This window comes from Falcatimonas sp. MSJ-15 (assembly GCF_018918265.1).
Lineage (GTDB): Bacteria > Bacillota > Clostridia > Lachnospirales > Lachnospiraceae > Falcatimonas.
In genome coordinates this window covers 11202-33909 of the sequence record NZ_JAHLQC010000026.1, presented here as the reverse complement: position 1 = coordinate 33909, position 22708 = coordinate 11202, and the positions used below count along the sequence as shown (strand labels likewise).

At 41.0% G+C, this 22708-nt stretch carries 22 protein-coding genes and 2 pseudogenes; 1 reads left to right on the top strand and 23 read right to left on the bottom strand.

Features of this window, described 5'->3' with window-relative positions; all coding sequences use genetic code 11:
* Window positions 1–270: 270 nt before the first annotated feature.
* The 14 genes and pseudogenes from KQI85_RS16705 to KQI85_RS15285 all read right to left on the bottom strand — a co-directional run bounded on the left by KQI85_RS16705 (window position 271) and on the right by KQI85_RS15285 (window position 12845).
* On the bottom strand, window positions 271–489 hold the full coding sequence (locus KQI85_RS16705; protein ID WP_253293925.1) for a phage integrase N-terminal SAM-like domain-containing protein: 219 nt from the start codon (window positions 487–489) through the stop codon (window positions 271–273).
* 49 nt (window positions 490–538) lie between these two features.
* Complete coding sequence (locus tag KQI85_RS15345) at window positions 539–814, bottom strand: hypothetical protein (RefSeq protein WP_216576917.1); 276 nt, start codon at window positions 812–814, stop codon at window positions 539–541.
* 430 nt (window positions 815–1244) lie between these two features.
* Entirely contained in the window at window positions 1245–1388 is a 144-nt protein-coding gene (locus tag KQI85_RS15340; protein ID WP_216576916.1) for a hypothetical protein, read from the bottom strand.
* A 152-nt stretch (window positions 1389–1540) separates the two neighbouring features.
* Entirely contained in the window at window positions 1541–2257 is a 717-nt protein-coding gene (locus KQI85_RS15335) for a hypothetical protein (protein ID WP_216576915.1), read from the bottom strand.
* Between the two features lie 132 nt (window positions 2258–2389).
* Window positions 2390–3139: a bifunctional 2-polyprenyl-6-hydroxyphenol methylase/3-demethylubiquinol 3-O-methyltransferase UbiG gene (locus tag KQI85_RS15330; protein ID WP_216576914.1), complete on the bottom strand. Its 750-nt coding sequence runs from the start codon at window positions 3137–3139 to the stop codon at window positions 2390–2392.
* Between the two features lie 613 nt (window positions 3140–3752).
* Window positions 3753–5036: a serine dehydratase subunit alpha family protein gene (locus tag KQI85_RS15325; RefSeq protein WP_216576913.1), complete on the bottom strand. Its 1284-nt coding sequence runs from the start codon at window positions 5034–5036 to the stop codon at window positions 3753–3755.
* Window positions 4991–5119: a hypothetical protein gene (locus KQI85_RS17055; protein ID WP_371820682.1), complete on the bottom strand. Its 129-nt coding sequence runs from the start codon at window positions 5117–5119 to the stop codon at window positions 4991–4993. The genes KQI85_RS15325 and KQI85_RS17055 overlap by 46 nt, the downstream gene beginning before the upstream one ends.
* Before the next feature lie 277 nt (window positions 5120–5396).
* Window positions 5397–6260 (bottom strand): AraC family transcriptional regulator, encoded by an 864-nt coding sequence (locus KQI85_RS15315; protein ID WP_216576911.1) that lies wholly within the window; start codon window positions 6258–6260, stop codon window positions 5397–5399.
* A gap of 8 nt (window positions 6261–6268) precedes the next feature.
* Window positions 6269–7591: an MATE family efflux transporter gene (locus KQI85_RS15310; RefSeq protein ID WP_216576919.1), complete on the bottom strand. Its 1323-nt coding sequence runs from the start codon at window positions 7589–7591 to the stop codon at window positions 6269–6271.
* 124 nt (window positions 7592–7715) lie between these two features.
* A pseudogene (locus KQI85_RS15305) lies at window positions 7716–7859 on the bottom strand (RNA-guided endonuclease TnpB family protein); the annotation flags it as partial.
* Between the two features lie 37 nt (window positions 7860–7896).
* Window positions 7897–10542 (bottom strand): ABC transporter permease, encoded by a 2646-nt coding sequence (locus KQI85_RS15300; RefSeq protein ID WP_216576909.1) that lies wholly within the window; start codon window positions 10540–10542, stop codon window positions 7897–7899.
* Window positions 10539–11213 (bottom strand): ABC transporter ATP-binding protein, encoded by a 675-nt coding sequence (locus KQI85_RS15295; RefSeq protein ID WP_216576908.1) that lies wholly within the window; start codon window positions 11211–11213, stop codon window positions 10539–10541. Before KQI85_RS15295 ends, KQI85_RS15300 begins: the two co-directional genes overlap by 4 nt.
* Before the next feature lie 124 nt (window positions 11214–11337).
* Entirely contained in the window at window positions 11338–12174 is an 837-nt protein-coding gene (locus KQI85_RS15290; protein ID WP_216576907.1) for a sensor histidine kinase KdpD, read from the bottom strand.
* The gene (locus KQI85_RS15285) at window positions 12171–12845 is read right to left on the bottom strand and encodes a response regulator transcription factor (RefSeq protein WP_216576906.1); all 675 of its coding nucleotides are present in this window, start codon (window positions 12843–12845) and stop codon (window positions 12171–12173) included. The genes KQI85_RS15290 and KQI85_RS15285 overlap by 4 nt, the downstream gene beginning before the upstream one ends.
* A gap of 81 nt (window positions 12846–12926) precedes the next feature.
* Between KQI85_RS15285 and KQI85_RS15280 the strand changes: the two genes are divergently transcribed.
* Complete coding sequence (locus KQI85_RS15280; RefSeq protein ID WP_216576905.1) at window positions 12927–13064, top strand: hypothetical protein; 138 nt, start codon at window positions 12927–12929, stop codon at window positions 13062–13064.
* 31 nt (window positions 13065–13095) lie between these two features.
* On the opposite strand, the pseudogene KQI85_RS15275 reads toward KQI85_RS15280, so the two are convergent.
* The 9 genes and pseudogenes from KQI85_RS15275 to KQI85_RS15235 all read right to left on the bottom strand — a co-directional run.
* Window positions 13096–13214: pseudogene (locus KQI85_RS15275) on the bottom strand (phosphopantothenoylcysteine decarboxylase); the annotation flags it as partial.
* A 111-nt stretch (window positions 13215–13325) separates the two neighbouring features.
* Window positions 13326–13730, bottom strand: coding sequence for an aspartate 1-decarboxylase (gene panD / locus KQI85_RS15270; RefSeq protein ID WP_216576904.1), 405 nt, complete (start codon window positions 13728–13730; stop codon window positions 13326–13328).
* A gap of 230 nt (window positions 13731–13960) precedes the next feature.
* On the bottom strand, window positions 13961–14800 hold the full coding sequence (panC, locus tag KQI85_RS15265) for a pantoate--beta-alanine ligase (RefSeq protein ID WP_216576903.1): 840 nt from the start codon (window positions 14798–14800) through the stop codon (window positions 13961–13963).
* 45 nt (window positions 14801–14845) lie between these two features.
* Window positions 14846–15673: a 3-methyl-2-oxobutanoate hydroxymethyltransferase gene (gene panB / locus KQI85_RS15260; protein WP_216576902.1), complete on the bottom strand. Its 828-nt coding sequence runs from the start codon at window positions 15671–15673 to the stop codon at window positions 14846–14848.
* 281 nt (window positions 15674–15954) lie between these two features.
* Complete coding sequence (locus KQI85_RS15255; protein ID WP_216576901.1) at window positions 15955–16398, bottom strand: NAD(P)-binding domain-containing protein; 444 nt, start codon at window positions 16396–16398, stop codon at window positions 15955–15957.
* A 307-nt stretch (window positions 16399–16705) separates the two neighbouring features.
* Window positions 16706–18184, bottom strand: coding sequence for a sucrose phosphorylase (gene gtfA, locus KQI85_RS15250; protein ID WP_216576900.1), 1479 nt, complete (start codon window positions 18182–18184; stop codon window positions 16706–16708).
* Window positions 18174–20981 carry an alpha-galactosidase gene (locus KQI85_RS15245; RefSeq protein WP_216576899.1) on the bottom strand — a complete coding sequence of 936 codons (2808 nt, stop codon included), beginning with the start codon at window positions 20979–20981 and terminating at the stop codon, window positions 18174–18176. The genes gtfA and KQI85_RS15245 overlap by 11 nt, the downstream gene beginning before the upstream one ends.
* A 21-nt stretch (window positions 20982–21002) precedes the next feature.
* On the bottom strand, window positions 21003–21845 hold the full coding sequence (locus KQI85_RS15240) for a carbohydrate ABC transporter permease (protein ID WP_216576898.1): 843 nt from the start codon (window positions 21843–21845) through the stop codon (window positions 21003–21005).
* Window positions 21842–22705 carry a carbohydrate ABC transporter permease gene (locus tag KQI85_RS15235; RefSeq protein WP_371820681.1) on the bottom strand — a complete coding sequence of 288 codons (864 nt, stop codon included), beginning with the start codon at window positions 22703–22705 and terminating at the stop codon, window positions 21842–21844. The genes KQI85_RS15240 and KQI85_RS15235 overlap by 4 nt, the downstream gene beginning before the upstream one ends.
* Between the last annotated feature and the right edge of the window lie 3 nt (window positions 22706–22708).

The following is a 22708-nucleotide window of genomic DNA, read 5'->3' as shown; positions in this document are numbered from 1 at the left end:
CTTTTACATCTGGATTTACTCTTATATTTAATGTTGCTGTTTTTCCCATAGAATACACCTCCATCTTTCTTTTATTGTAACGTCTTTTGCGTTACAAGTCAATCTATGAAATATATTTTTGATGCGATAGCTTCACATTGTTTTGATTAACCATTGCATATCTGAGCATTGTATCTATTTGCTCATCCGGAATGGTATTTTTTACAATAACGGCAGTCTTTACCTTATGAATTCTTTTCATTGGGCTTTTTATAATATAATCCTCTTCCTCTAGCCACAAAAAAATGTGGAAAGACTTCTACTATTATCAATAGTTACCTTTCCACAATTATTTATCGTTTGATACTCTACAAGATATTTTCGTAGCATCTCGGTCGTTATCTTTATGACAGGAATATTTATTGTATCCAACATCTTTTCAATATTACACCTATAATAGCGTATTGTTTTGTCAGAACACCCTTCTAAATGCTTTGCAGTTAAAAACATATCTAGAAAGTCCATATTCGTTGTCTGCAAATAATCAGATACAGTATTTTCAAATAACCGTTTTACCAACACCTCTTTTAGGAGTGTACGTTTCCTTGTAATAGTCCATCACATAGTCGTCTACACTTTTTATCAAACCTTGGTCAATGGCAATACCTATCAACAATGAGGTTACCGATTTTGTTACACTCATTACATTCATTGTATCGGCCTTTTTAAAACCATCCTTATACTCTTCAATTTCAAGTATGTTATCTTTATAAGCTACAATCTGTTTTATATTAATATCGTTTTTACTTGAATAAGTATCTAAAACTTTCTTCATTAAAACTTTCTCCTGTAAAGCAGTAAAAAATCATATTATTTGGACGTCCTATAATAAGCCTAAGTGAATTAAAAAATAATTTCAATAGTTTTTTCATAAAAAAAGACAGTCATCACTCTGACTGCCTACCCGCTAATGAGATATTTGGATTCGGGCATTACCCATGCCTCTCTACGGTCTACTTAAACATTAATATCTTCTCTACAAAGAGTCAATTCTTTTTATAACTTTTCTGATAATCTCCACGCTCTGCATGAATCTTTCCCGTCTTTAGAATTTAGCACTATAAGTCAATAAACTTAACCAGGAAGCAAAGGCTGCTAAAAATGAAAAAAGCTTTCCCATTATTGATTTTGCCTCTTCTGTATTGTGCAGATATTTTCTTATGAGATAATAAATATCTGTGGCTGAACTTGCTGTAATATACATTTCAATGGTCTGGTTTGTAGCCATAAGAAATATCTTGTGTAACATCCTTGAATGCAACTGGGACTACGTTTGGTTCTCCATTTGCACAGGTTGCAAGATCCCACATACCATTTTTTAATACGTTGATTACTGATTCATTTAACATTCGATATTCCTCCTTTTTACTGTATACAACAATTACTTTATGCTCTTATGTTAACGAATCTGCTCTCGTTTAGAAAGATATTTCGGCAAACTGGAAGTTGTATACTTCTCCATTACATAATTCGTCAATGCCATTCCCTTCCGAAGAACTTTCTACTCTTTCACTACACAGAAAGAAAAAACATTTGGAACCGCATCTTTTCCAAAAGTCTTTAGTGCCATCCGATACATTGCTTTCGCATGAATCCTGTCATGCCAGATAAATCTCCGCAGCACCTTCCGCAATGACCATTCTTCATCATAGCTCCCAAGATAAACTTTATTTTCCAGAAAGTTCTGTTTCTGCTCTAGCAATTCAAATCCATGATTTCTACATTCCTCAATAGTTCCGTTATTATCTGCCTGAACCCCGATTTCTCTGAAGTAATATGCATTAACATTTTTCGTATGCTCGTACATTTCCCGCGCCGTACGCGGAATCTCGCCGTAAAAAGTAGTTCTAACTGGCAAAACACTTTTATCTTTATTTGGTATCGCCTGATACAATGTCAAAAAATCATTGGCAGATTTCATAGCAAGTGCTTTTAGTGCTTCATATTCAGCCAATCTTAGCGGCTTCTTCTCTTCATCAAAAAGTACATCTGAGTCTGCATCTGAAATGGTAAGTTCAGATGCTTTTTCCTGAATAATCTCAGACTCCAGAATATCCGAAATCAGATCACCTTTCCACTTTAAGTAAGACATAATTTCAGACGGCATTTTTTGAATTGCTTCGCTCCTAGACTTTCCTCTTGTGAACGCCCCAACAAAATTGGACGAATACAAGATTGTGTCATCGCCATTGTGTTCCCAGACACAGTTTACTTTCATAAAATAGTTACCTCCAATTTGAATTATAGGTTCAATTTAAACATTTATATTCTGTCCATCCCGTATTTTTGTAAAGCATTTGTTTTGCTTCGGCAAACCAGAATTTGTCGGGTTCTTTACATAGATAAAATATTAATTTTTCTTTCCACACCTAAAAAAAATAAAGTCTGGCTGATGAATAACTCCTCCAAACATATCTGCTCGCTTTTCTCTAATTGATTCTGGTACTTTTGATTCCTGACATTCCTCAATAATAAATCCAGCAGAAACAATATCATTTATTAATGTTGAAATCGTTCTATGATAAAGTTCATATTCATCTACTACCCAATGAATAACACGCTTACCCTCTATTCCGTAATTTCGTAGATTAGCATATAATCTCTCTCCAGTTTCTGTTCTAGTATATCTGTCAAAAGTCCCATCATATGCTGTACTTATCGGGTGTGACATTGAAAAAACACATTTGCCGTTTTCATTCAAGTGACTATAAATCTGTTTCATAAGCTTTCCAAAATTTTCTACATAATCAAAAGCCAATGAACTTGTGATAACATCAAACCTTTCATCTAAATCATCCAAATCTTCGAAAGCCAGTCTTCTGTATTCAATATTAGAGGCAGCATTATTTTTTCTTGCATATGCTAACATTTTTTCCGATATATCAATTCCAAGAACGGATAACGCCCCTTTCTTTGAATATTGAAGTGCATGTTGCCCCATACCACATCCAATATCTAATACTTTCTTTTTATATAGTTCAGGTATCATTCCTAATATTATTGGTGTCTCAATAATATCATTAAAATTGATTTCTTTGCTACGTATTTTCTCGAAGTTTTCGTAAAATAAATCATTATCATAAATATTTTGTTTTGACATTCTGCAACCAGCCTTTCATATAAAAAATTATTTTTTGTTTTCTTCTACTTCCATCTTCTTGTCTTTCGGGCAACAAGCATCCTTCTCTTTCAGCTCGGTCAATTCCGATTTATCAAACTCCTTTTATTTCTGCTGAATCATCTTAAAATGCTTCAATGCCTCCACAATTGCACTCTCTTTATCTTCTGAACACTGTGGTTGCCTACTTTCTTCATTTTTAGGTAAAATCATCTTTTGATCTTAATCGGTATAATTTTTCATCCGCCATAATCATTCCTCAATTTCCAATTGTCCTAAAACAAAATTACATTCTGTATCTGTTGCTGGTCCGCTGTTATCTCTCGCTGCAGTTGTTCTATGGTAGCTAACTTCTGGTTAATGGACTGATTACGCCTCTCAATTTCTTCTTGTAGATATCTTGTGACATCTTCTTTTGAAAAGGACTCATCCCCTGTCTTCTTCGCCTTCTTTGCGGCTGCTTGTGTTAATTTACTAGTTACTTTTTGAAAAGATGGGGCTTGAGGATGATATTCTAGCAGCTACCGTTCTACACGATTCCTTCCGATTGTTATGTGGCGTTGTCACATATCCCGCTGCAAAACGGTTCGTTGTCTCAGCACCGCTGACCAACCATGATGTCTATAATCTCCTCGTTGGTCTCCCTCATTCCTTCTTTTCCAAGACGGCCCACATTGCGGATGGTCGCATCCACGCCTTTCGTCACGATTCCATCGCCCGCATAAAACTGTTGTCCACGACGATACATCTGATACCCCAGAATTCCCGCGTCCACAGCTGTCGCAATTTTGGCTGCACAGGACGCCTTTGCTCCGTCACAGACAATCCCGGATACAATAGCAAGCGCGTTGACCACCGTATGCGTTACATCTTTATATCCGTCGCCACAAAGATAGGCAATGCCCGCGCCTGCCGCAGCTCCGGCACAAATGGCGCCACAGTAGGCACTTAGCCGCCCGATACCGTTTTTTTGATGGATGGCAGTCAGATTTGAAAGGATCAGCGCCCGGTAAAGTTTCTCTTCTGTGGAATGTAATTCTTTTGCATATTCAATAACCGGAAGAGAGCATGTCATTCCCTGATTTCCACTCCCGGAGTTAATGATAACAGGAAGCTCACATCCATTCATACGCGCATCGGAACCGGCGGCCGCCATCGCCTTTGCACGGGTACGGATATTTTCCCCATCCATATCCAGAAGCACTCTTCCGATATTGGCGCCGTAATCTCCGCGCAGACCTTCCTCGGCAATGGCCGTATTGTAAGCGATCTGCCGTCCAATGACCTCACGAACGTCATCAATATCCGCCGTATTTGCAAAATCCCAGATGCTTTCCATATCCAGAAGCGAACGGTCTGTCAGCCCATTTTCGGTTTCCCCCTGCACCTCCGTTTCGAAGAGAATTTCTCCGTTTTTTTCGATGAGGACAATATTCGTATGATAATTGGCGATCCGCACCTTCGCATATTCCTCGCCCCAAAACTCCGTTACGATAATCTCAAACGTAATTCCGTTATCCACATGCTGGACGGAAATCGGCGTGTCCTCCAGAAACCGCTTCATCTCTTCCATCTGTGCTTCCGTAACCGAAGCGATAACCTCCAGTTCCTTTTCCGCTTTGCCTGCGATAATTCCGGCGGTAGCGGCAGCCGAAATACCTTTGAGCTGATTAGTGTTAGGAACAATTACAGATTTTACATTTTTGATGATGCTTCCGCTCGCCTCAATGGATACGCGGTCTGGAATATGTCCGAGAACCTCCCGAGCCTTTGCAGCCGCATAAGCCAGCGCGATCGGCTCCGTACATCCCATTGCCGGAACCAGCTCTTCTTTTAAAATCTGCACGTATGCAGCGTATTTTTTATCTGTTTTTTCCATGACTTTACCCCTTTTATTTCTATTAAAGCGTTTTCCTTACATCCGCCCACAATGTCCACATTGTGCAGCACCCCGTCGATCACATCAAAATTAATCGCACCGGAGCAAACACTTGTTGTTTTATAAGTATAGTGCTTATCTATTGCCAATGTCAATATAAGAATGTAGGGATTCCATCTCACGATGGACACCCTTGCTTTCGGCTATATCCTTCCCACTACCGGGCGGATTCGGGACTTTAACCCGTTAGAAACGTGCGCCACTAGGTGCACATAATAAACGCAGAGAAAAGTTCTATTGCTTTTCTCTGCGTTTGTGTGCAAAAGTACGGCTTTCTCGTACGGAACCATCGGTTTTGCTTTAGCTGTTTTCATCAGACTTTCTATATTTCAATGGTGAAACTGCATAGGCCTTTTTGAAACTTCTGATAAAGTAGCTTACATTCTGATACCCACTCTGCAGGGCTACCTCCGTAACCGGCATATCGGTATCCTGTAACAGCTGTTTTGCATGCTCCAACCGTAAATATGTAATATATTGCGACAGTGTAATATGAAAATGTTCCTTGAAATACCGTGATATATATTTTTCTGAAAGATGAAACTGTTCTCCAAATTCCTTTAGGGATATCTTCCCTGTAAAGTTCTGCTGTATATATGAAACCATCTCTTTTTCCACAATATTTCTGCCATTTGTATCATTTTCTATTACAAGTCCATTTTCCCACATTTCAAGAATAAATTGTAAAAGAATTACTTTTGTCTTTATCTGTGCAGCTATTTTTGACTCACTTTCATCCGTTTTTGCCATATATATCTCAATCAGCTGCTCACACAACTCTTTTGCCGTATCTTTTACTCTTGGACATATCATCAGATGACCGCTGTTTAACGGTTCAAGCAATTTATCGTCTAACATGTCCTCTGTGCGAAAAGATATATATTTTAACGGAAATAGAAAAGTAAAATAATCCACAGTGCCGGTTTGTGCGCCCATGAGATGCAGACTTCCCGGCGATACCACAAATGCGTCACCGGCTTTTCCAATATAACTCTCTCCCGATATACTTACCGTCAGAAAACCACTTTTTACATATATAATTTCAAGTTCATCATGCCAATGTACGGGGATCTGAAATGACCGTCCTTTATTCTTTATGTGATAAATACTAAATGGGTCATCCTTTGTACCATGTGGTTTATTTTCCTTTAATTCAAAATACATAACCTCTCCTATAATTCTACAAGACTCTTACTTTTCCATTTTCCGCTCTTCCATCTAAGCACCATCCCAACAGCTCTTGCACACTCATCACCTGCCATTGCAATATATGCGCCTACTGCCTGAAGTCCCATATGTATTCCAAGAAAATACGTTCCGACAACCGCAAACAGATACATAAATATCGCACCCATTATAACCGGAAAAATTGCATCTCCACTCGTTTTTAATGCCTGACCATACACAAGATTTGTCACCCTTCCAAATTCCAGGAATATATCTACTATCAGTAACTTTACTACAAGATTAATCATCTGTGTATCATCCGTAAATATATGCACGATAAAATGTCCGGATAATGCAAACGCCACAGAAAAGCACGTCGCTGTTATGAGACCATATAGCATCGCTTTTCGTGTACCCTTGTCACATTCTTCAAACTCTTTTGCTCCAATTCTCCAGCCAGTCATAATAGCGTTAGCCTGTGCAAGCGCAGCACCTGCACAATACGAGAAGTTTGCAATCTGCATCGCATACGAACGTGCTGTAACATTCATTCCGTCCGCATCCATCTGGTTCATAAAGCGTACCACAAATGTCATTGCTACATTATAAAGTGCTGTTTCTAATGCAGACGGAAAACCTATTTTAACAATCTGCGCAAGTATTTTTCGTGGCTGTGCACGCTCAGGACTTTGCTTTGCTTTTACAAGTACAGCTCCCATCGCTGCTACAATAATAAGATTCACAACCTTTGAAATAACTGTTGCAACAGCAACTCCCATTACTCCCCAGTGAAACACAAACAGAAATACGGAATTGAGTATAATATTAACGACATTACCAACAACCGTCCCTATTAAGGAATGTTTTGTATATCCAAACACTCTTAAATAACTGGAAAAAATAGGAATCAGTGCATTTAAAAAACTTGCACCTCCAACAATTTTAAGGTATGTTTCAGCAGGTTCAAACAAAGCCGGGGCAATACTTACTATTTTGAGTATTCCACCAGAAAAAATGGCAAGAATACTAGACATCAGGATACCTGTCAATGCATTAAATATAAGTCCAAGCTGTCTGGCCTGATATGCAATTCCAGGTCTTCCCGCTCCGATATTTTGTGACATAACCGCTACCATACCAGATGATATTACCCCGAACATAATGATAAAAACACCGATATATGTATTTGCTGTTCCGACAGCCCCCACAGCCTGGTCACTTACAGATGATAGCATAAGTGTATCGACCATACCTGAAAGCATATAAAATAAAGTTTCTAAGCATATTGGCACGGACAGTTGTGCCAATGTTTTTCTTTTACCTTCCATGTTTTCCACTCTATACCTCCCTAAATACTAATATAACATATATTATCAATAATATAACATATCACCACATATTTCTTGTATAATATCATGCAAAAATTGCACTATTTCTACTTTTATTTGCGAATGGATAAAATCTGTCTACAATTCTTAATTCAATACCATTTTCATCACATTTAGCTTTTAATTTAATTCTAAATTCATAGAGCTTCTGTGACGCAACAGCTTTTGAAAGATGCTTGTTCTTCATCATTCCTGACACATTCAAGCACACCATCTCAACATGTATTGATTTTTTGGCATAAAAATTATAATTCCCTTAGATTTTCAACAATGCTCTGTCTCTTGCCAGCACGGTAAAGTACAGCCGGAATCAGCCAGCCTAACAAGAGAAATACAGGTATAATCAGGATTACAGGCATGATTGTAAAATGGTATGTTACAAACCAGAACATATCACTCATCATATTGCCAAGTATAGGGCTGAGTACCGTAGAAAGTATAAGGGATGCTATGATGGAGCCCACCGCATAAAATAAGCCCTCATAAATAAGCATGAGCTTTAGCTGTCTCTTGGTCATACCCACAGACTGTAATACGGCAAATTCTCTTTTTCTGGACAAAATTCCTGTCATAATTGCATTGAAAAAGTTAAGTATGCCAACAAGTCCGATTATAGCACAGAGGGCACCACCACAGATTAAAAACATATTTTTAAACTGGGTAAATTCACGTCTGATAGATGCCTTACTCTCATACATGAAAGTTGATGTATCTCCGGCTGTGAGCTTTTGCAGATATTGTTCAGCCTTTGCTTCTGCCTGAGAATCCGGTGTGTCAAACATATAAAATTTTGGAATGACATCTGTACCGCTATCCTCCTTAAGCCTCTCTACAGGCAAAACCATACTATAACCCAGACTTGTATAACGGAAACTGATGGAATAAGGAACCGTCACAAGAGCACATACACTATAGTCCACTTCCTTTGCCTCTTCCTCATGGTATTCCAAATATTCACCAGGCGTGGTTTGTTGGTCTGCCCGCTCGCCGGTTCGGCTGTCTATGTCATATCCAATCTGATAACTTATGGTATAAGTGTCTCCCAGCTCAGGATATCTGTCCAGATTTACTATATTGCCGTAATCATCTGTGGATACAGCTACAGCGATTGCATGGGTATTCTGGTCAAATAGTGGTTCTAATGAACCTTCTACTACAGTAAGCTTGTCAAAAAGTCCATCATCAAAGCCCTCTATGCTGGCACCGACAAGTATGTTGTCACCTCTCTGCTCGTATTGGGAGAGTTCTTCCTGCAGCTCTTCGCCACTTAGGTAGACGCTTGCTAACTTGCTGTACTGGTCTGTCTCCATCCACATCATAGGGGATATGCCTGTCAGGTCATAGCCGCTTCCAGCGACAGTCTCATCTGTGTTTTCCTTTATTTCATCAATGATATCCTGTCCTATATATTCATCTGCCGAATTATAGCGGAAATAATCTGTACTGCTTACTATAAAGTCTGCACAGGTTGACCTGTCCACATATTTATCCATGTCAAAGCCGTTGACCAGTGAAAAAAGCACATTTAAAAGAGTTACGGAAAGTGTCAGTGAAACTGTCACAAGGGCTGTTTTCTTCTTATTTCTGCCTAGATTGGCAAAAGCCATCTGATATACCTTAGCCCCACGGCTGCGGCGTTTTTTCTTTTTGCTGGTCATGCCCTCTGTGTATTTTGCAGCCTCAACAGGAGACACCTTCGCAGCCATTTTACCAGGCTTCCTGCAGGACAAAAAGACAGTGATAATGGCAAATAGGGCAGAACCTATAAAAATAAGGGGCGAGCTACTGATAGTAGCCTTTGTGCCTATAATACTTGTGGTCTCTAATACAACAGGAGTTAAAGCTGCGCCAATGCCATAACCTAGAAATAATCCTATAGGAATACCGAGAATGCATAAAAACAAAGCTTCCTGTGTGATAATGCGCCTTAATTGTCTTGGTGTGGTGCCGATGGTCTTTAGCAGGCCATAAAACCTGATGTCTCCAGTTACTGAAATCTGGAATATATTGTATATAATCAGATAGCCTGTAAATATAATAAGCAGGAAAAAGGCAATGAGTGCAGCTACTAGTGAAAAATCTATGCCAGAGCTTATAGATGAGGCTGTAAGTCCCCAGTTTACACCGATTCTGGCGCTGTTCTCCTGGTCTCTTGTATTCCAGTCATAGCCTAAGTCTGCATCTATTTTCTCCATCTGCTCCCTGATATTAAGCTTGTAAGGAAGCATAACATTTAAGTCTATGTCAAGGGCTTCATTGCCGGCGGCTATGCACTTTTCGTTAATTTTATCTACATAGGCTTTTGAGACGTTGATATAGTGTACAGGCATCAAATCATCATACTCCCAATAGCCCACGAGGATAAAGCTGTCGGTCTGGGTCATGTCGGTGCCTGTTCTATTACCCGTCTGATAAGTAATAGTCACATTTGCTCCCAACTCTGGCTCTACACCAAGGAGCCTTAAGGCTGTAGTGTCCATGGCTATTTCATTTTCTTTTTGAGGCTCTTTTCCACAGATTGGTGTGGCGTAGCTCCACTTGGTACAGTTTTTATCCATGTAACTTACCTCTGCCACTACCTTGCTGAATACGTCAGAGGAGCTGAAGCCACACACGATACGCTCACCGGATGCCTTGATTCCTTTGTGGGCAGCTATTTTATCTGCCTGTTCTTTGGACAAATCCTTAAAGCTGCCATCGCTATAGCCGCCTGCCTGTCTAAAATTGTAGGTCTCATAACTTGAGTTTACAGACAGCATAATGGTAAATAATGATGTGAACATCAAAGTTGTAAGTGCTATAGCACAAATTGCAATAATATTTCTTTTTCTGGATGCCCACAGAGACTTGAAACTAAGTCTGCGAATACATTTTCTGTTCTTTACTCTCATACTGCTCCCTCCTGAATATGTCCATCCTCAATTCTTATTATGCGGTCCGCAAGCTGGGCGATCTCCTCGTTGTGGGTAATCATCACAATCGTCTGCGAGAATTTCTGGCTTGTCACCTTTAGGAGACTTAATACGTCCTGACTTGTACGTCCGTCTAAATTTCCTGTGGGTTCATCCGCAAGAATTATGGCAGGCTCTGCCGCCAATGCTCTAGCTATGGCAACTCTCTGCTGTTGTCCTCCTGAGAGCTGATTTGGAAGAGCGTTAAGCCTCTGGTCGAGCCCCAGTGTCTCTGTTATTTTTTTTACAAATTCCTTATCGACTTTACCGCCATCCAGCTCGATTGGAAGCACTATGTTTTCGTATACATTTAGTACAGGCACCAGATTATATGCCTGAAATACAAAGCCTATTTTTCTGCGTCTGAAAATGGTAAGTTCCTCATCCTTTAGGGAAAAGATGTCTTTGCCATCCACGAATACCTTGCCAGAGCTTGGTCTGTCTAAGCCCCCTAACATATGTAAGAGGGTGGATTTGCCACTGCCACTTGTCCCCACAACAGCCACAAACTCTCCTTTTTCCACATTGAGGCTCACGCCATCTAATGCATGTACGCAGGCCTCACCTGTTCCATAGGTTTTCTTCAATTCACATGCTTGTAAAATCTCCATATATATCATCCTCCATAAAAACTAAAAAACTGTATGCAGCATTTTTCACTACATACAGATTATTACACAATATTCTTTCCAGACTCTTTCTGGAAACAATTAAATTATTACAGTTTTGAAAGATTTAAGCCGACTTTGGCAAAAAGATAGAAAAAGTGCTGCCCTGTCCGTATACTGAGGACACCTTTATGTAGCCGCCCTCTCCGCTTAGAATCTGCCGGCTTAGATACAGTCCGATTCCACTGTCCTTTATATCAATTCTTACAAACATTTCATATGCAGTGACAGATAAGCTTATACTGCCCTCATTTGTGTATTTTACAGCATTATCGAGAATATTGCAGATGGCTTCCAGAGTCCATTTGCTGTCAAAATAAGCTTTTTCATCTGTATCATTGAGTATAAGCTTAAGTCCCTTAACCATGGCTTTGTACTCTGCCTCTTTTACAGCTAGTGTCAACATGGGCTTAAGTGCTTCTTCCTGTTGGGAGAGCTGCAATATGCCGTTTTCAAGCCTTGACAGCTTTACCAGAGAGTCAATTAAAAACTGCAATTTTTCCGACTGGGCATGAAGCTGTAGGATATTTTCACGCATCTGTGTGGATAAATTGTCGGTATCGTCCTCAAGTAGCAGCTCGCTGTATAGTAGCAGGTTGGCTATGGGAGTCTTGGTCTGATGGGAAATATCCGCAATTAGTGACTTAATCTTGTCCTTTTCCAGCTCCACATTTCTGGCAGATACCACCGATGCGCTCAGGTAATGGGCAAACTTGGTCTCAAGTGAGGACAAACGTGTCTCGTCAAAGTCTTTTTCAGAAAAATTCCCTTTGGCTGCCTGATTTAACATATCTTCTATTGTATCAATAGTTTTCTTCGTGCGCAGATGGTTGATTAAAATTACAAGTGCTGTAATTACAAGGCATATGCCCACGATACAGATGGCTGTATTATAGTTATTCATTCAAATCTATACCCTATTCCATATACTGTTTTAATACTGTCCGGTGTACCAAGCTTGTCCCTGAGTCTCTTGATAGACACAGAGAGGGCATTGGCATCCACATATTCCGCACTGTCATTCCAGACCCTGTCTAAAAGAAAGTCTCTGCGAAGATTTATACCTTCATTTTGAACCAAAAGCCTTAAGAGACGCTGTTCGGTCTTGCTAAGCTCGATTCCCTGACCATTTACTAAAAATATCATTCTCTCAAAATCAAATTCATAGCAGCCCTTCTTGTATACACTGGCAGAGGTATGTGCCTGTAAACTTTCCGCCTTTCTAAACTGGGTATTTACCCTTGCCCTTAATACTGACAGGGAAAAAGGCTTTGTTATGTAGTCATCTGCGCCAAGCTCCAGTCCCTTTACTATATCCATGTCGGTATCGTTTGCGGTCAAGAGAATAACCGGTATATTTTGATAGTTTCTCTTTAGTTCCTGTAAAAAATCAAGCCCACTTCCATCCGGCAGATTTATGTCAAGTAATATGAGCGACGGACAACCGCACAGGAGCTGGTCTCTTGCAGCTTTTATAGTCTCACAGGAGACAAGCTTTCGGCTATCTGTCTTTAATGCCTTGCACAATCCCTGATTTAAGGCTGTATCGTCCTCTAGAATTAATATTTGCTCCATCTGTATTTCCTCATAATCAATCAATATTTTATACTATTATAACACAGGAGAATTTTTGGAATAGGGTATTTTTAAATAAAAATGGAAAATAAGCCGAACGTATCCGGGATACCGGAAACATCAACACGGAAAAAACTGAAACGTGAACCAGAACAGGAAGCACTTGCACGTCTTGAGGATTCTGCCAGAGCCGAGGAGAAATTTGCAAGAGCTATCTGAGGCAGTCGGACAGACTGTCCCAGAAATAACCCTTAGATAATGAAACATGTTCTACACTATACTGAAAGTTTCTGTCAAACGTATCAATAGACATTTATTACCTGTAAGCGTTTCAAATGTTATAGGATTTATAAAATTTGTTGCATTTTTAACATTGTTATCCCCATTTCTACTTATCCTGAAAATATAACACTATAGACGTTTTACTTTTACATCTACACAATATGCAAAAGGGTTACAAGCATTTTTATGCTGTCTCTTTTATGCCTCTTTTATCATATCATCTGTAAGTTTACCATATTTTTCGTAGCGTGATACCTTTACAATCTTATTGTCACCATCTACAAATACAACATGTGGCTTATGTGTTTTAACTTCTTCATTATCCATCTGGCAGTAACACATGATTATGACATGATCTCCTACCTGAACCTGTCTTGCTGCTGCACCATTTAAACATATCATTCCACTTCCCGGTTCACCTGCTATAGTGTATGTTTCAAATCTGTTGCCATTTTCTACATCTACTATCTGTACAAGTTCATATTCATATATTCCAGCAGCTTCCATAAGCTCTGGATCAACTGTTATACTTCCAACATAATTAAGCTCTGCCTGCTGTACAACTGCTCTGTGAATTTTGCCTTTTAACATTGTAACTGTCATCTTATTCCTCATTTCTTATATGTCAATTTTCATATTATAACACTTATCATCTAATGTAACAATTCCGCCTTTCTCTTCATTCATAAAACCTGACACTTCGTGTCAGTCGCTGCTTTGCAGCTTGTGTTTTATTCATTTCGTGTACGAAAGGCTACTCCCCAAGCAACAACAAAAATTCTTCTCCAAGCAAGCTTGGACCGAATTTTGTTGTTGCTTGGGGAATTGTTACATTAGATGATAAAATTGTCAATAAGTCTTGTTTTTCCTATATATACAGCGATGGCTGTGAGAATAGGTGCATCTATTGTAGAAACAGGCTCAAGTGTCTTCCAGTCAACTACTTCAACATAATCAATCTTTGCAAGCGGCTCTGTATTTATCTTGTCAGTGATAACTTTCTTAATCTTAGCTGCGTCTTTCTCACCGGCTTCTACAAGAGCCTTGCCTTCTTTAAGCGACTGACTTAATATAAGTGCTGCATTTCTCTCTTCTGCACTAAGGTATGTATTACGTGAACTCTTTGCAAGGCCATCCTTTTCACGGATTATAGGACATCCAACTATCTCGATACCGAAGCTTAAATCACTTACCATATGACGTATTACTGCAAGCTGCTGTGCATCTTTCTGTCCAAAATATGCTCTGTCAGGTGTAACTATATTGAAAAGTTTTGCTACTACTGTACATACTCCACGAAAGTGAATAGGTCTTGTCTTTCCACAAAGACCGCCTGTAAGTGTATTCATATCAACAAATGATGAAAAATCATCCTCATACATTTCTGATGGTTCAGGATGGAACACAAGAGCTGCCCCTGCATTTTCACAAAGTGCAGCATCTCTTTCCATATCTCTTGGATAGCTTTCAAGGTCTTCTGTAGGTCCAAACTGCATAGGATTGACAAATACGCTTACTACAACCTTGTCATTTTCTGCTACAGCTCTGTCTATAAGACTCTTATGTCCCTCATGAAGGTATCCCATTGTTGGGACAAGACCTACTGAAAGTCCTTGTTTTTTCCACTCTTTTACCTGTTCTCTTACTTCTTTTATTGTTTCTACTATTTTCATTTTAATCTCCATTCCTGCACGATCCACAACTTAACAATTTTTATATTAATAAAGTTTCTCAAGTACGTCATCATCTATCTTAAATGTGTGCTCTTCTGCCGGATAAGTACCCTCAGATACTTCCTTTATATAATCATTAAAACCAGCCTTCATAACTTCGCCAACTTCTGCAAATCTCTTGACGAATTTTGGCACATAATCAGAGAACATACCAAGCATATCCTGATATACAAGAATCTGACCATCACAGCCTGCACCTGCTCCGATACCTATAGTTGGTATAGAAAGCTTCTTTGTGATAATATCTGCAAGTTTTGCAGGTATGCATTCAAGAACTACTGCAAATGCTCCAGCTTCCTGTACTGCAAGTGCATCATCAATAAGCTTCTGTGCTGCTTCTTCGCTTTTACCTTGGACTCTGTTGCCGCCAAATACATTGATCGACTGTGGTGTAAGTCCAAGATGTGCCATAACAGGTATTCCTGCATCTGTGATAGCCTTGATCTGCTCACATACTGATGCTCCGCCTTCAAGCTTGACTGCATTGGCACGACCCTCTTTCATAAGCCGTCCTGCATTGACAAGTGCATCATATATGCTTGTCTGATATGACATAAATGGCATATCTACTACAACCATAGTATTTTTACATCCTCTTGATACAGCAGCACCATGATGAATCATATCCTCTACAGTTACGGAAATAGTATCCTCATAACCAAGCATTGTATTGCCAAGTGAATCACCTACAAGGATTGCATTGATGCCTGCGTCGTCCATAAGCTTAGCTGTTGAATAATCATATGCTGTAAGCATTGTGATTTTCTCGCCATTTTCTTTCGCTGCCTGAAATGTTCTTACTGTGTTTTTCATAATAATCATTTCCTTTCCGGATACCTGCGTTTTTTATGTAATATTTCAGTCTCTTATACATAAATATTACATTTTGGGGGTCAGGTTCCTATAAAGCAAAAATTATAATCATATTTTGATCATATTTTCAGCCTTAATTCATTAAGTTTTCCAAATCGGTATAATCGGTATCAGGATTTTTCTTCTTTGCTATCGAAACAATTGTTTTTCCAACTGCTCTATATACATCCTCTGCATCAGTTCCGTCTAACGCCTGTAAATGCTTTCTGACTGTTCCAATATCATTGCGTTCTGCTTACAGCTTCACTACTGCCTTCCATAGTCAGACATACATTATTAAACTTTTTATAAGATGTGAATTTATCGCTGAACGCGTACATTGGATGAATTGAACAACCATATGCTCCTGTTGCTTCAATTCCGAAGAAAATATCAGATGATAATGAACCACTAAAATGACTAATAACTTTGCCCTTTAAATCATATTGTTTAATGCTGTTCCACACATTTTCTATGGCATCATCAGATGTAGTCACAAAAATGGTATCACATGCCTTTACTAGTTCACCAAAGCTTTCAAATGCTCTGGTTTTTGTAAAAGTCGTTGCAACGTCAACGCTTTCTTTCGTTCTGCTATAGTATCCCTCTACAGCTATACCGGCATCTGCAAGATACCTACCTATCGTACATCCTACCCTGCCAGCTCCTATAAAACCTATATTCATGTAATCACCTCATTCTTTGGGGCGATACATCATCATCCGATGCAGTTTCCTCCGAATACCGCTCGTCTATTGTGTCAATATAGTGGCACAACTAGAGGGATAATAGCACAGAAAATGGAATTTGTAAAGTTAGTTCGCCTTTAAGATTGTTTTTCATGCAGTGTTCACCTCCATAAGGAAGTGTAACAATACACTTAAAAATACAAAATAAGAATGTAGGTTTTCCGACATTTTTATATGCCATATTTCCTACATTCTTATATTAGTATTTGCATAGATTTCATGTACAATCGACAGCCCGGCTTAACTATCTGCTTTCTACTATTGTATATGTTCCTGATTCAAAATTTACATTTAATGTTGCAAATGCACTATTATATTCCCATCGGATTTGCAGAGAGCTCTCCCCTCCGGAGATTGCTACCTCTGCGCCTTCCGAAAATGCCTTATGAGTATTTCGCATGCGGATTAACGCAAGCTGTTTTTGAACCACATCTTTTTTCAGACCTTCCGCAATCTGATCAGTGGAAAGATTTGTCCGGTTGATTTCCTTATGTCCGGATTCCCCTGCACGCCGCACCGCTTCATGGTCATTTTTTCCGGCAAACAGATCCAGATACCAGATCTGCGGTTTGCCCGGCATAAACATCTGTATGGCACGCGCCAGAAGCATTTTTTCATCCGATTCCCCCAATGCACTGTAATATGTGGCATTTACTTGATAATACAGATTCTTTTGGCCATGTAAATTTTTGACCATGCCTCCACGGGATACGATCCGGTCAATTAACGACTGGATCTCCTCTTCCTGAAGCAGTCCCTTTAAATCCAGAAGCGGGATACCGTCGTGACAGCCGAGCATGTTGACCGTGGAGATCTTCTTTTCCACAATCTCCTTCGCCCATGCCGCAAGGTACGTTCCCCTTCGGTTCTCGATCGCATCAATGACCAGTCCCGGCAGGAAAAAATCATAGGTTGCATAGCCTTTTTCTGCAAGTGTCTCATATATTTTTTCATCATACGCTGCGTGGATCTCCGGCAAAAGCGTAAGTCCCAAAGGTTCTGCCAACGTATGGATCTTCTGTAAAAGTTCCCATGTCTCCGGATCATTGAGGAAGTTTTTCTTTCCCGGTGTCTTCGGCGCATAGGCAAAGGCATCCAGCCGCACGATCGCCGCACCATAAGAGGCTATTTTCTCCAGTGTTTCACGATAAAACTCCCACACTTTTGGTGACTGGATGTTTACATCCATCTGTCCGAGATACTGTCTGCCATGCACTTCCTGATAAAAGGTATTCCAGTACGGCACCTTTTTCCCATCCGGAAATTCCACCATCAGGATCGGCAACCCGGGTTTGCGGAAAAACATCTGCTTCAGGCAACTTTCATCCGGCTGGATATAGCCTTCCTCCGTCATGGTTCCATGCCCTTCCCAAAAATGGTTCCAATCGATGAAAAAATCACGGTACGCAGAAGCCTCCCCTTTTTCCACAAGATCCCGAAACTGCGGGGACTGTGCGGAAGCATGGTTTAAAATAAAATCGAGTTTCAGATCGATTCCCATATTCTTTAACTGGTCAAGGTCTTCCCGGTCGGCAAGCTGCTCATTCAGGTCATAGTCGATCACGGAAAATCCACGGTCGAGATCGGAATGGTACAGGCTCGGCAGAATGTAAAAAGAAGAAAATACATCCTGCATTGCCTCAGTTTTTAGCAATGTTACAATATCTCCCAGATTTCCTCCAAGGCTGTCGGGATATGCATTAAGCATCGGTTTATGGTTCATAAACTCCTCCGTCCTTTCCCACGATTAATCCTGCATTTTTGCGCTGCACTTCAAGTTTTTCCTGTTCCAGTTCTACCACGCGACAGATAAACGGGCTTGCGGCATTCTCATCGCGGTTTCTGCGAATGCGCCGCTCCTTTGTCTCCTCCGGGGAACTTTCTAAAAAGACGGGCAGATCCACACCATGTAAATCGTCACTGCCTCCGTGTGTCCACTCCAGAAGTAATACGGATATTCCGGAAAAATCGGTTTCTTCCGATGAGATCTCGCCATCTTCCCGTCCCATATGTCGCAATGTGATCGTATCTTTTCCCTCATGAAATGCCGCAAGCACTTCATTGATCCGGTCGAAGTCAATCTCTTTCTTTGTCCCGAGATATCCACGCAGTCCGTCTTCCCCTGCCTCTTTATACACACGCATCCGTTCTTCATCGTTACGTTTTGGAATCCGGTGTGGATAATCATCGCCAGAGAGCAGATAGCAGCCCCTGCCATCATTTAAAAAGTACTGCTGCAATGCCGTTGCAAGTGTTGTTTTTCCGGAACCGGAACCACCGTAAAGGCTGATGACCACTCGATTTTTGGCATTCCTGTCACACCATTTCTGCACTTTTTCATATAATGTTCCAGCCTCTTTCAGTTCTGTAAAAGCAAACTGATATGCCTCATATTCTCTGGTAAATGGGGGAAGTGGAATTCCCGCATGCATCAGTGCTGCACCAGAATACTGTCTGCCGCTTTGTTCTTCCAGATACACGGCATCCGGTTTTAACCCACGCAGGCGGACATAAACGGTCGCCTGATTTGCCTCAGCCATAAGACGCACCACACTTACCAGTGCATGATCCTGTTCCTCTGATACCGACATCCATGCCGCAATTTCATCTGTAAACGGATCAGACAATCGCCAGTAGGTTCCCTCGTTAATGAGCATTTCATACTTCTTGTATGTTTTGATCTGCTCCCGGATCTGCTGTTTTTCCTCATCCGATAAAAGTGCCGGGTTTAATTCGTAACCGAAAGTTCCCGCCATCGCTGTCACCCCACGGGTATGGAAACTTGTCACCCGTCCGGTCTGGTGATTTGGCACCGCCGAAACATGTGCCCCCATCGTGGAAACCGGATAAAAAAACGAAGTTCCGTACTGGATTCTTGTGCGGTTGATCGCATCGGTATTGTCGCTGCACCAGATCTGTGGGGAATAATAAAGCATTCCCGCGTCAAACCTGCCGCCACCACCGCTGCATCCCTCCAGCAGAAGATCCGGATAGCGGCTGCACAAACGCTCCATAAAATCATAAACACCAAGCACATAATCATAGGAAAGATTTCCGGCATAAACATCTGCCATGCTGCGGTTCATATCCCACTTGACATAATCAATTTTTCCCTGATCGAGCACGGCACAGATCTGGTCAAAGACACAGTCACGCACTTCTTTTCTGGAAAAATCAAGCAGTAACTGGTTTCTCGAGCGCACCGGCTTTTTCCCCGGAATCTGAATTGTCCAGTCCGGATGTGCCCGGTAAAGGTCGCTGTCTTCATTGACCATCTCCGGCTCAATCCAAATGCCAAATTTCACGCCCTGCTCATGCACGCGGCTAATAAGTTCTGCCAAACTGCCCCCCAGTTTCTTTTCGTTGACCTGCCAGTCCCCAAGGGAAGAATTGTCATCGTTTCTTTTCCCGAACCAGCCGTCATCCATCACTACCATATCAATTCCAAGGGAAGCTGCTTCTTTTGCCAGATCCACAATCGTATCTCCCGTAAAATCGAAATAGGCTGCCTCCCAGCTGTTGATCAGCACCGGACGCTGCATATGGACATATTTGCTGCGGCACACATGGTTGCGGATGCAGTTATGATACTGCTGTGAAAGCTTAGACAATCCATCTGCTGAATAGGATAAAATAACTTCCGGCACCGTAAAGGTTTCTCCTGCCGCGAGCGGGTAGGAAAACAGTTCTTCATTTAATCCAAGAAGCAGGCGCGTCTGGTTGAACTGATCTTTTTCTGCCTCACAGGAGAAATTGCCGCTGTATACAAACAGCATTCCATAGCAGCTGCCTGCGGTCTCCGTTGTCCCTTTTTCTGCCAGAATCACGGCAGGATTATACTGATGACTGGATGTTCCCCTGCGGCTGCCAAACGCAATGGTTCCATGTCCCAGCGGCGTACGCTCCAGATTGCGCTCCATGGCATGCTTTCCATAAAACCGCAGGACATCAAAATCTCCCTGTACAAAATCCAGACAGGCTGCCGCTGCCTTTTCGATCGTAATCTGCCCGGTTCCCATATTTTTAATCTGGACACTCCTTGTAATGATATCGTTTTCTTCCAGAACACCATACAGCAGATGCACTTCAACCTGTGCGTTTTCATCTGCAAGGACAATTTCCAGTGTCTGCGCTTCGCTTTCATCTGCCCAGACAGCCGGAAGTCCCTGCAACTGGTATTTACCATTTCGGATTTCATAGCTTTTAAAAAGCAGATCTGCACTTTCCACCCCTTTTTCATTTTTGATATTCAGTGCAATATTGCGGTAATCTCCGGTGCCAAGGGACGGATACTCCTGTGGCAGCGCATCCAGCGAATAGGTGCGGTCCATACCGGCTGCATAAGGATTTCCGGAAAATCCGCGGTCTGCATAGGTTAGGACATAGTCCATGGAACTGTTTGTTTTTTCTCCGTAGTACAAATGAAGCAGATATCCCAGTGGATCAACCTGCATCTGATAAGTTGTATGCGCCGTATGCAGGGTAAATATTTTTTTATTTGGATTGTATATAATTGCCATAGAAATCACCTCGTTTATTCTTTATCCTTTGACTGCACCGTTTGCCACACCATTTAAAATCTGTTTCTGGCAGATCACATAAAAGATCAGGATCGGGATCAGCGCCAGAATATAGGAGGCAAACGCCAGATTGTAGTTGGTTCCAAACTGTGTCTGGAAGTTAAGCTGTGCAAGTGGCAGCGTATTCTGTCCGGTTCCAGACATTATTACAAGTGGTGTCATAACATCGTTCCAGGTTCCAAGGGCTGTCAGGATCGCAACCGTCGCATGCATCGGTTTCATCATCGGGAATACCACTTTCCAGTAAGTCGTCCAGGTGCTTGCCCCATCAATATCAGCTGCTTCTTCGAGTGCTTCTGGGATATTTTTTAAATATCCACTGTAAAGCAGAACATTCATCGGCATGTAAAATACCAAATACAGCAGGATGACACCCGCACGGTTTCCAAGTCCCATGTGTGCCGTCTGTTTTACCAGCGGCATCATTAAGATGGAAAACGGAACAAACATACCACTGACAATATACAGATAGATAAAACGGAAACTTTTTCTTCTTGCCATACCGCGCCCGATCACATAGCCTGCAATCGAGTGGATCAGAATCGCCAGTACGATCGTTACCAGAGTGATCAGTAAACTGTTTCCAAGAGAGTGCCAGAAATCGGTCACTTCCATTGCCTGATGGAAGTTTTCAAAACTCCACTGTTTCGGGAAAGAAAGTGCCCCCGCCACATCGTTGGTCATCTCACTTGGTTTCTTAAATGCTATGATCACTGCCATATACAGTGGGAAAAATACCGTAACCGTTCCCAAAGTCAGAACAATCGTAAGTACCCAGTTTGTTTTATGTTTTTCTTTCATCATAACTGCTCCTCCTTCTTATTCATTACTGTCATCTGGAAAAGTGAAATTGCCACAATCACAATAAAGAAAATGACTGCATTTGCACTCTGGAATCCAAACTGTCCGCCATCCATACCATTTTTATAAATCAGGTAAGAGATGGATTCGGTGCTCTGTGCCGGACCCCCCTTGGTCAATGACATGATCTGGTCGAATACCATGAGGAAATTCTTTGTGCTCAATACCAGATTGATTGTTACAAACGGCATAACCAGTGGAAATGTTACTTTCCAGAACTGTTTCCATTTACTTGCTCCATCAAGCATACTCGCCTCGTAAACTTCCTCCGGGACGGTCTGCAGACCGGAAATATAAATAATGGTATTCATGGCAACTGCCTGCCATAAACTAACAATCAGCACACCAATCCATGCGTATTTTTCACTTGCAAGAATACTGTTTTGTAAAAATCCAATATGAAACACATTTCCCACAGTTGGAAGAATGTAAGTAAAAATAAAACTAAAAATATAGCCGATGACAAGTCCTCCTAAAATGTTCGGTACAAAATAAATACCGCGCAGTGCACTTTTAAAACGGATTGCACTGTTTAATCCAACTGCCATGATCAGACTTAGCACATTTACCAGTATCGTTCCTGCCAGTGCATATTTAAACGTAAACAAATAGCTTTTTCCTACTCGGGAATCCGTAAACAGATCTGCATAGTTTCGGAACCCGACATAATCGTAAGTTCCATATCCTTTATAATTGGTAAAACTGTAAATCACACCTTTGATCATTGGAAGTGTATTGAATGCAAAAAATAAGATCACAACCGGTATGATAACCGCCCAGAATGTTTTGTCCCTGTTTGACATTTT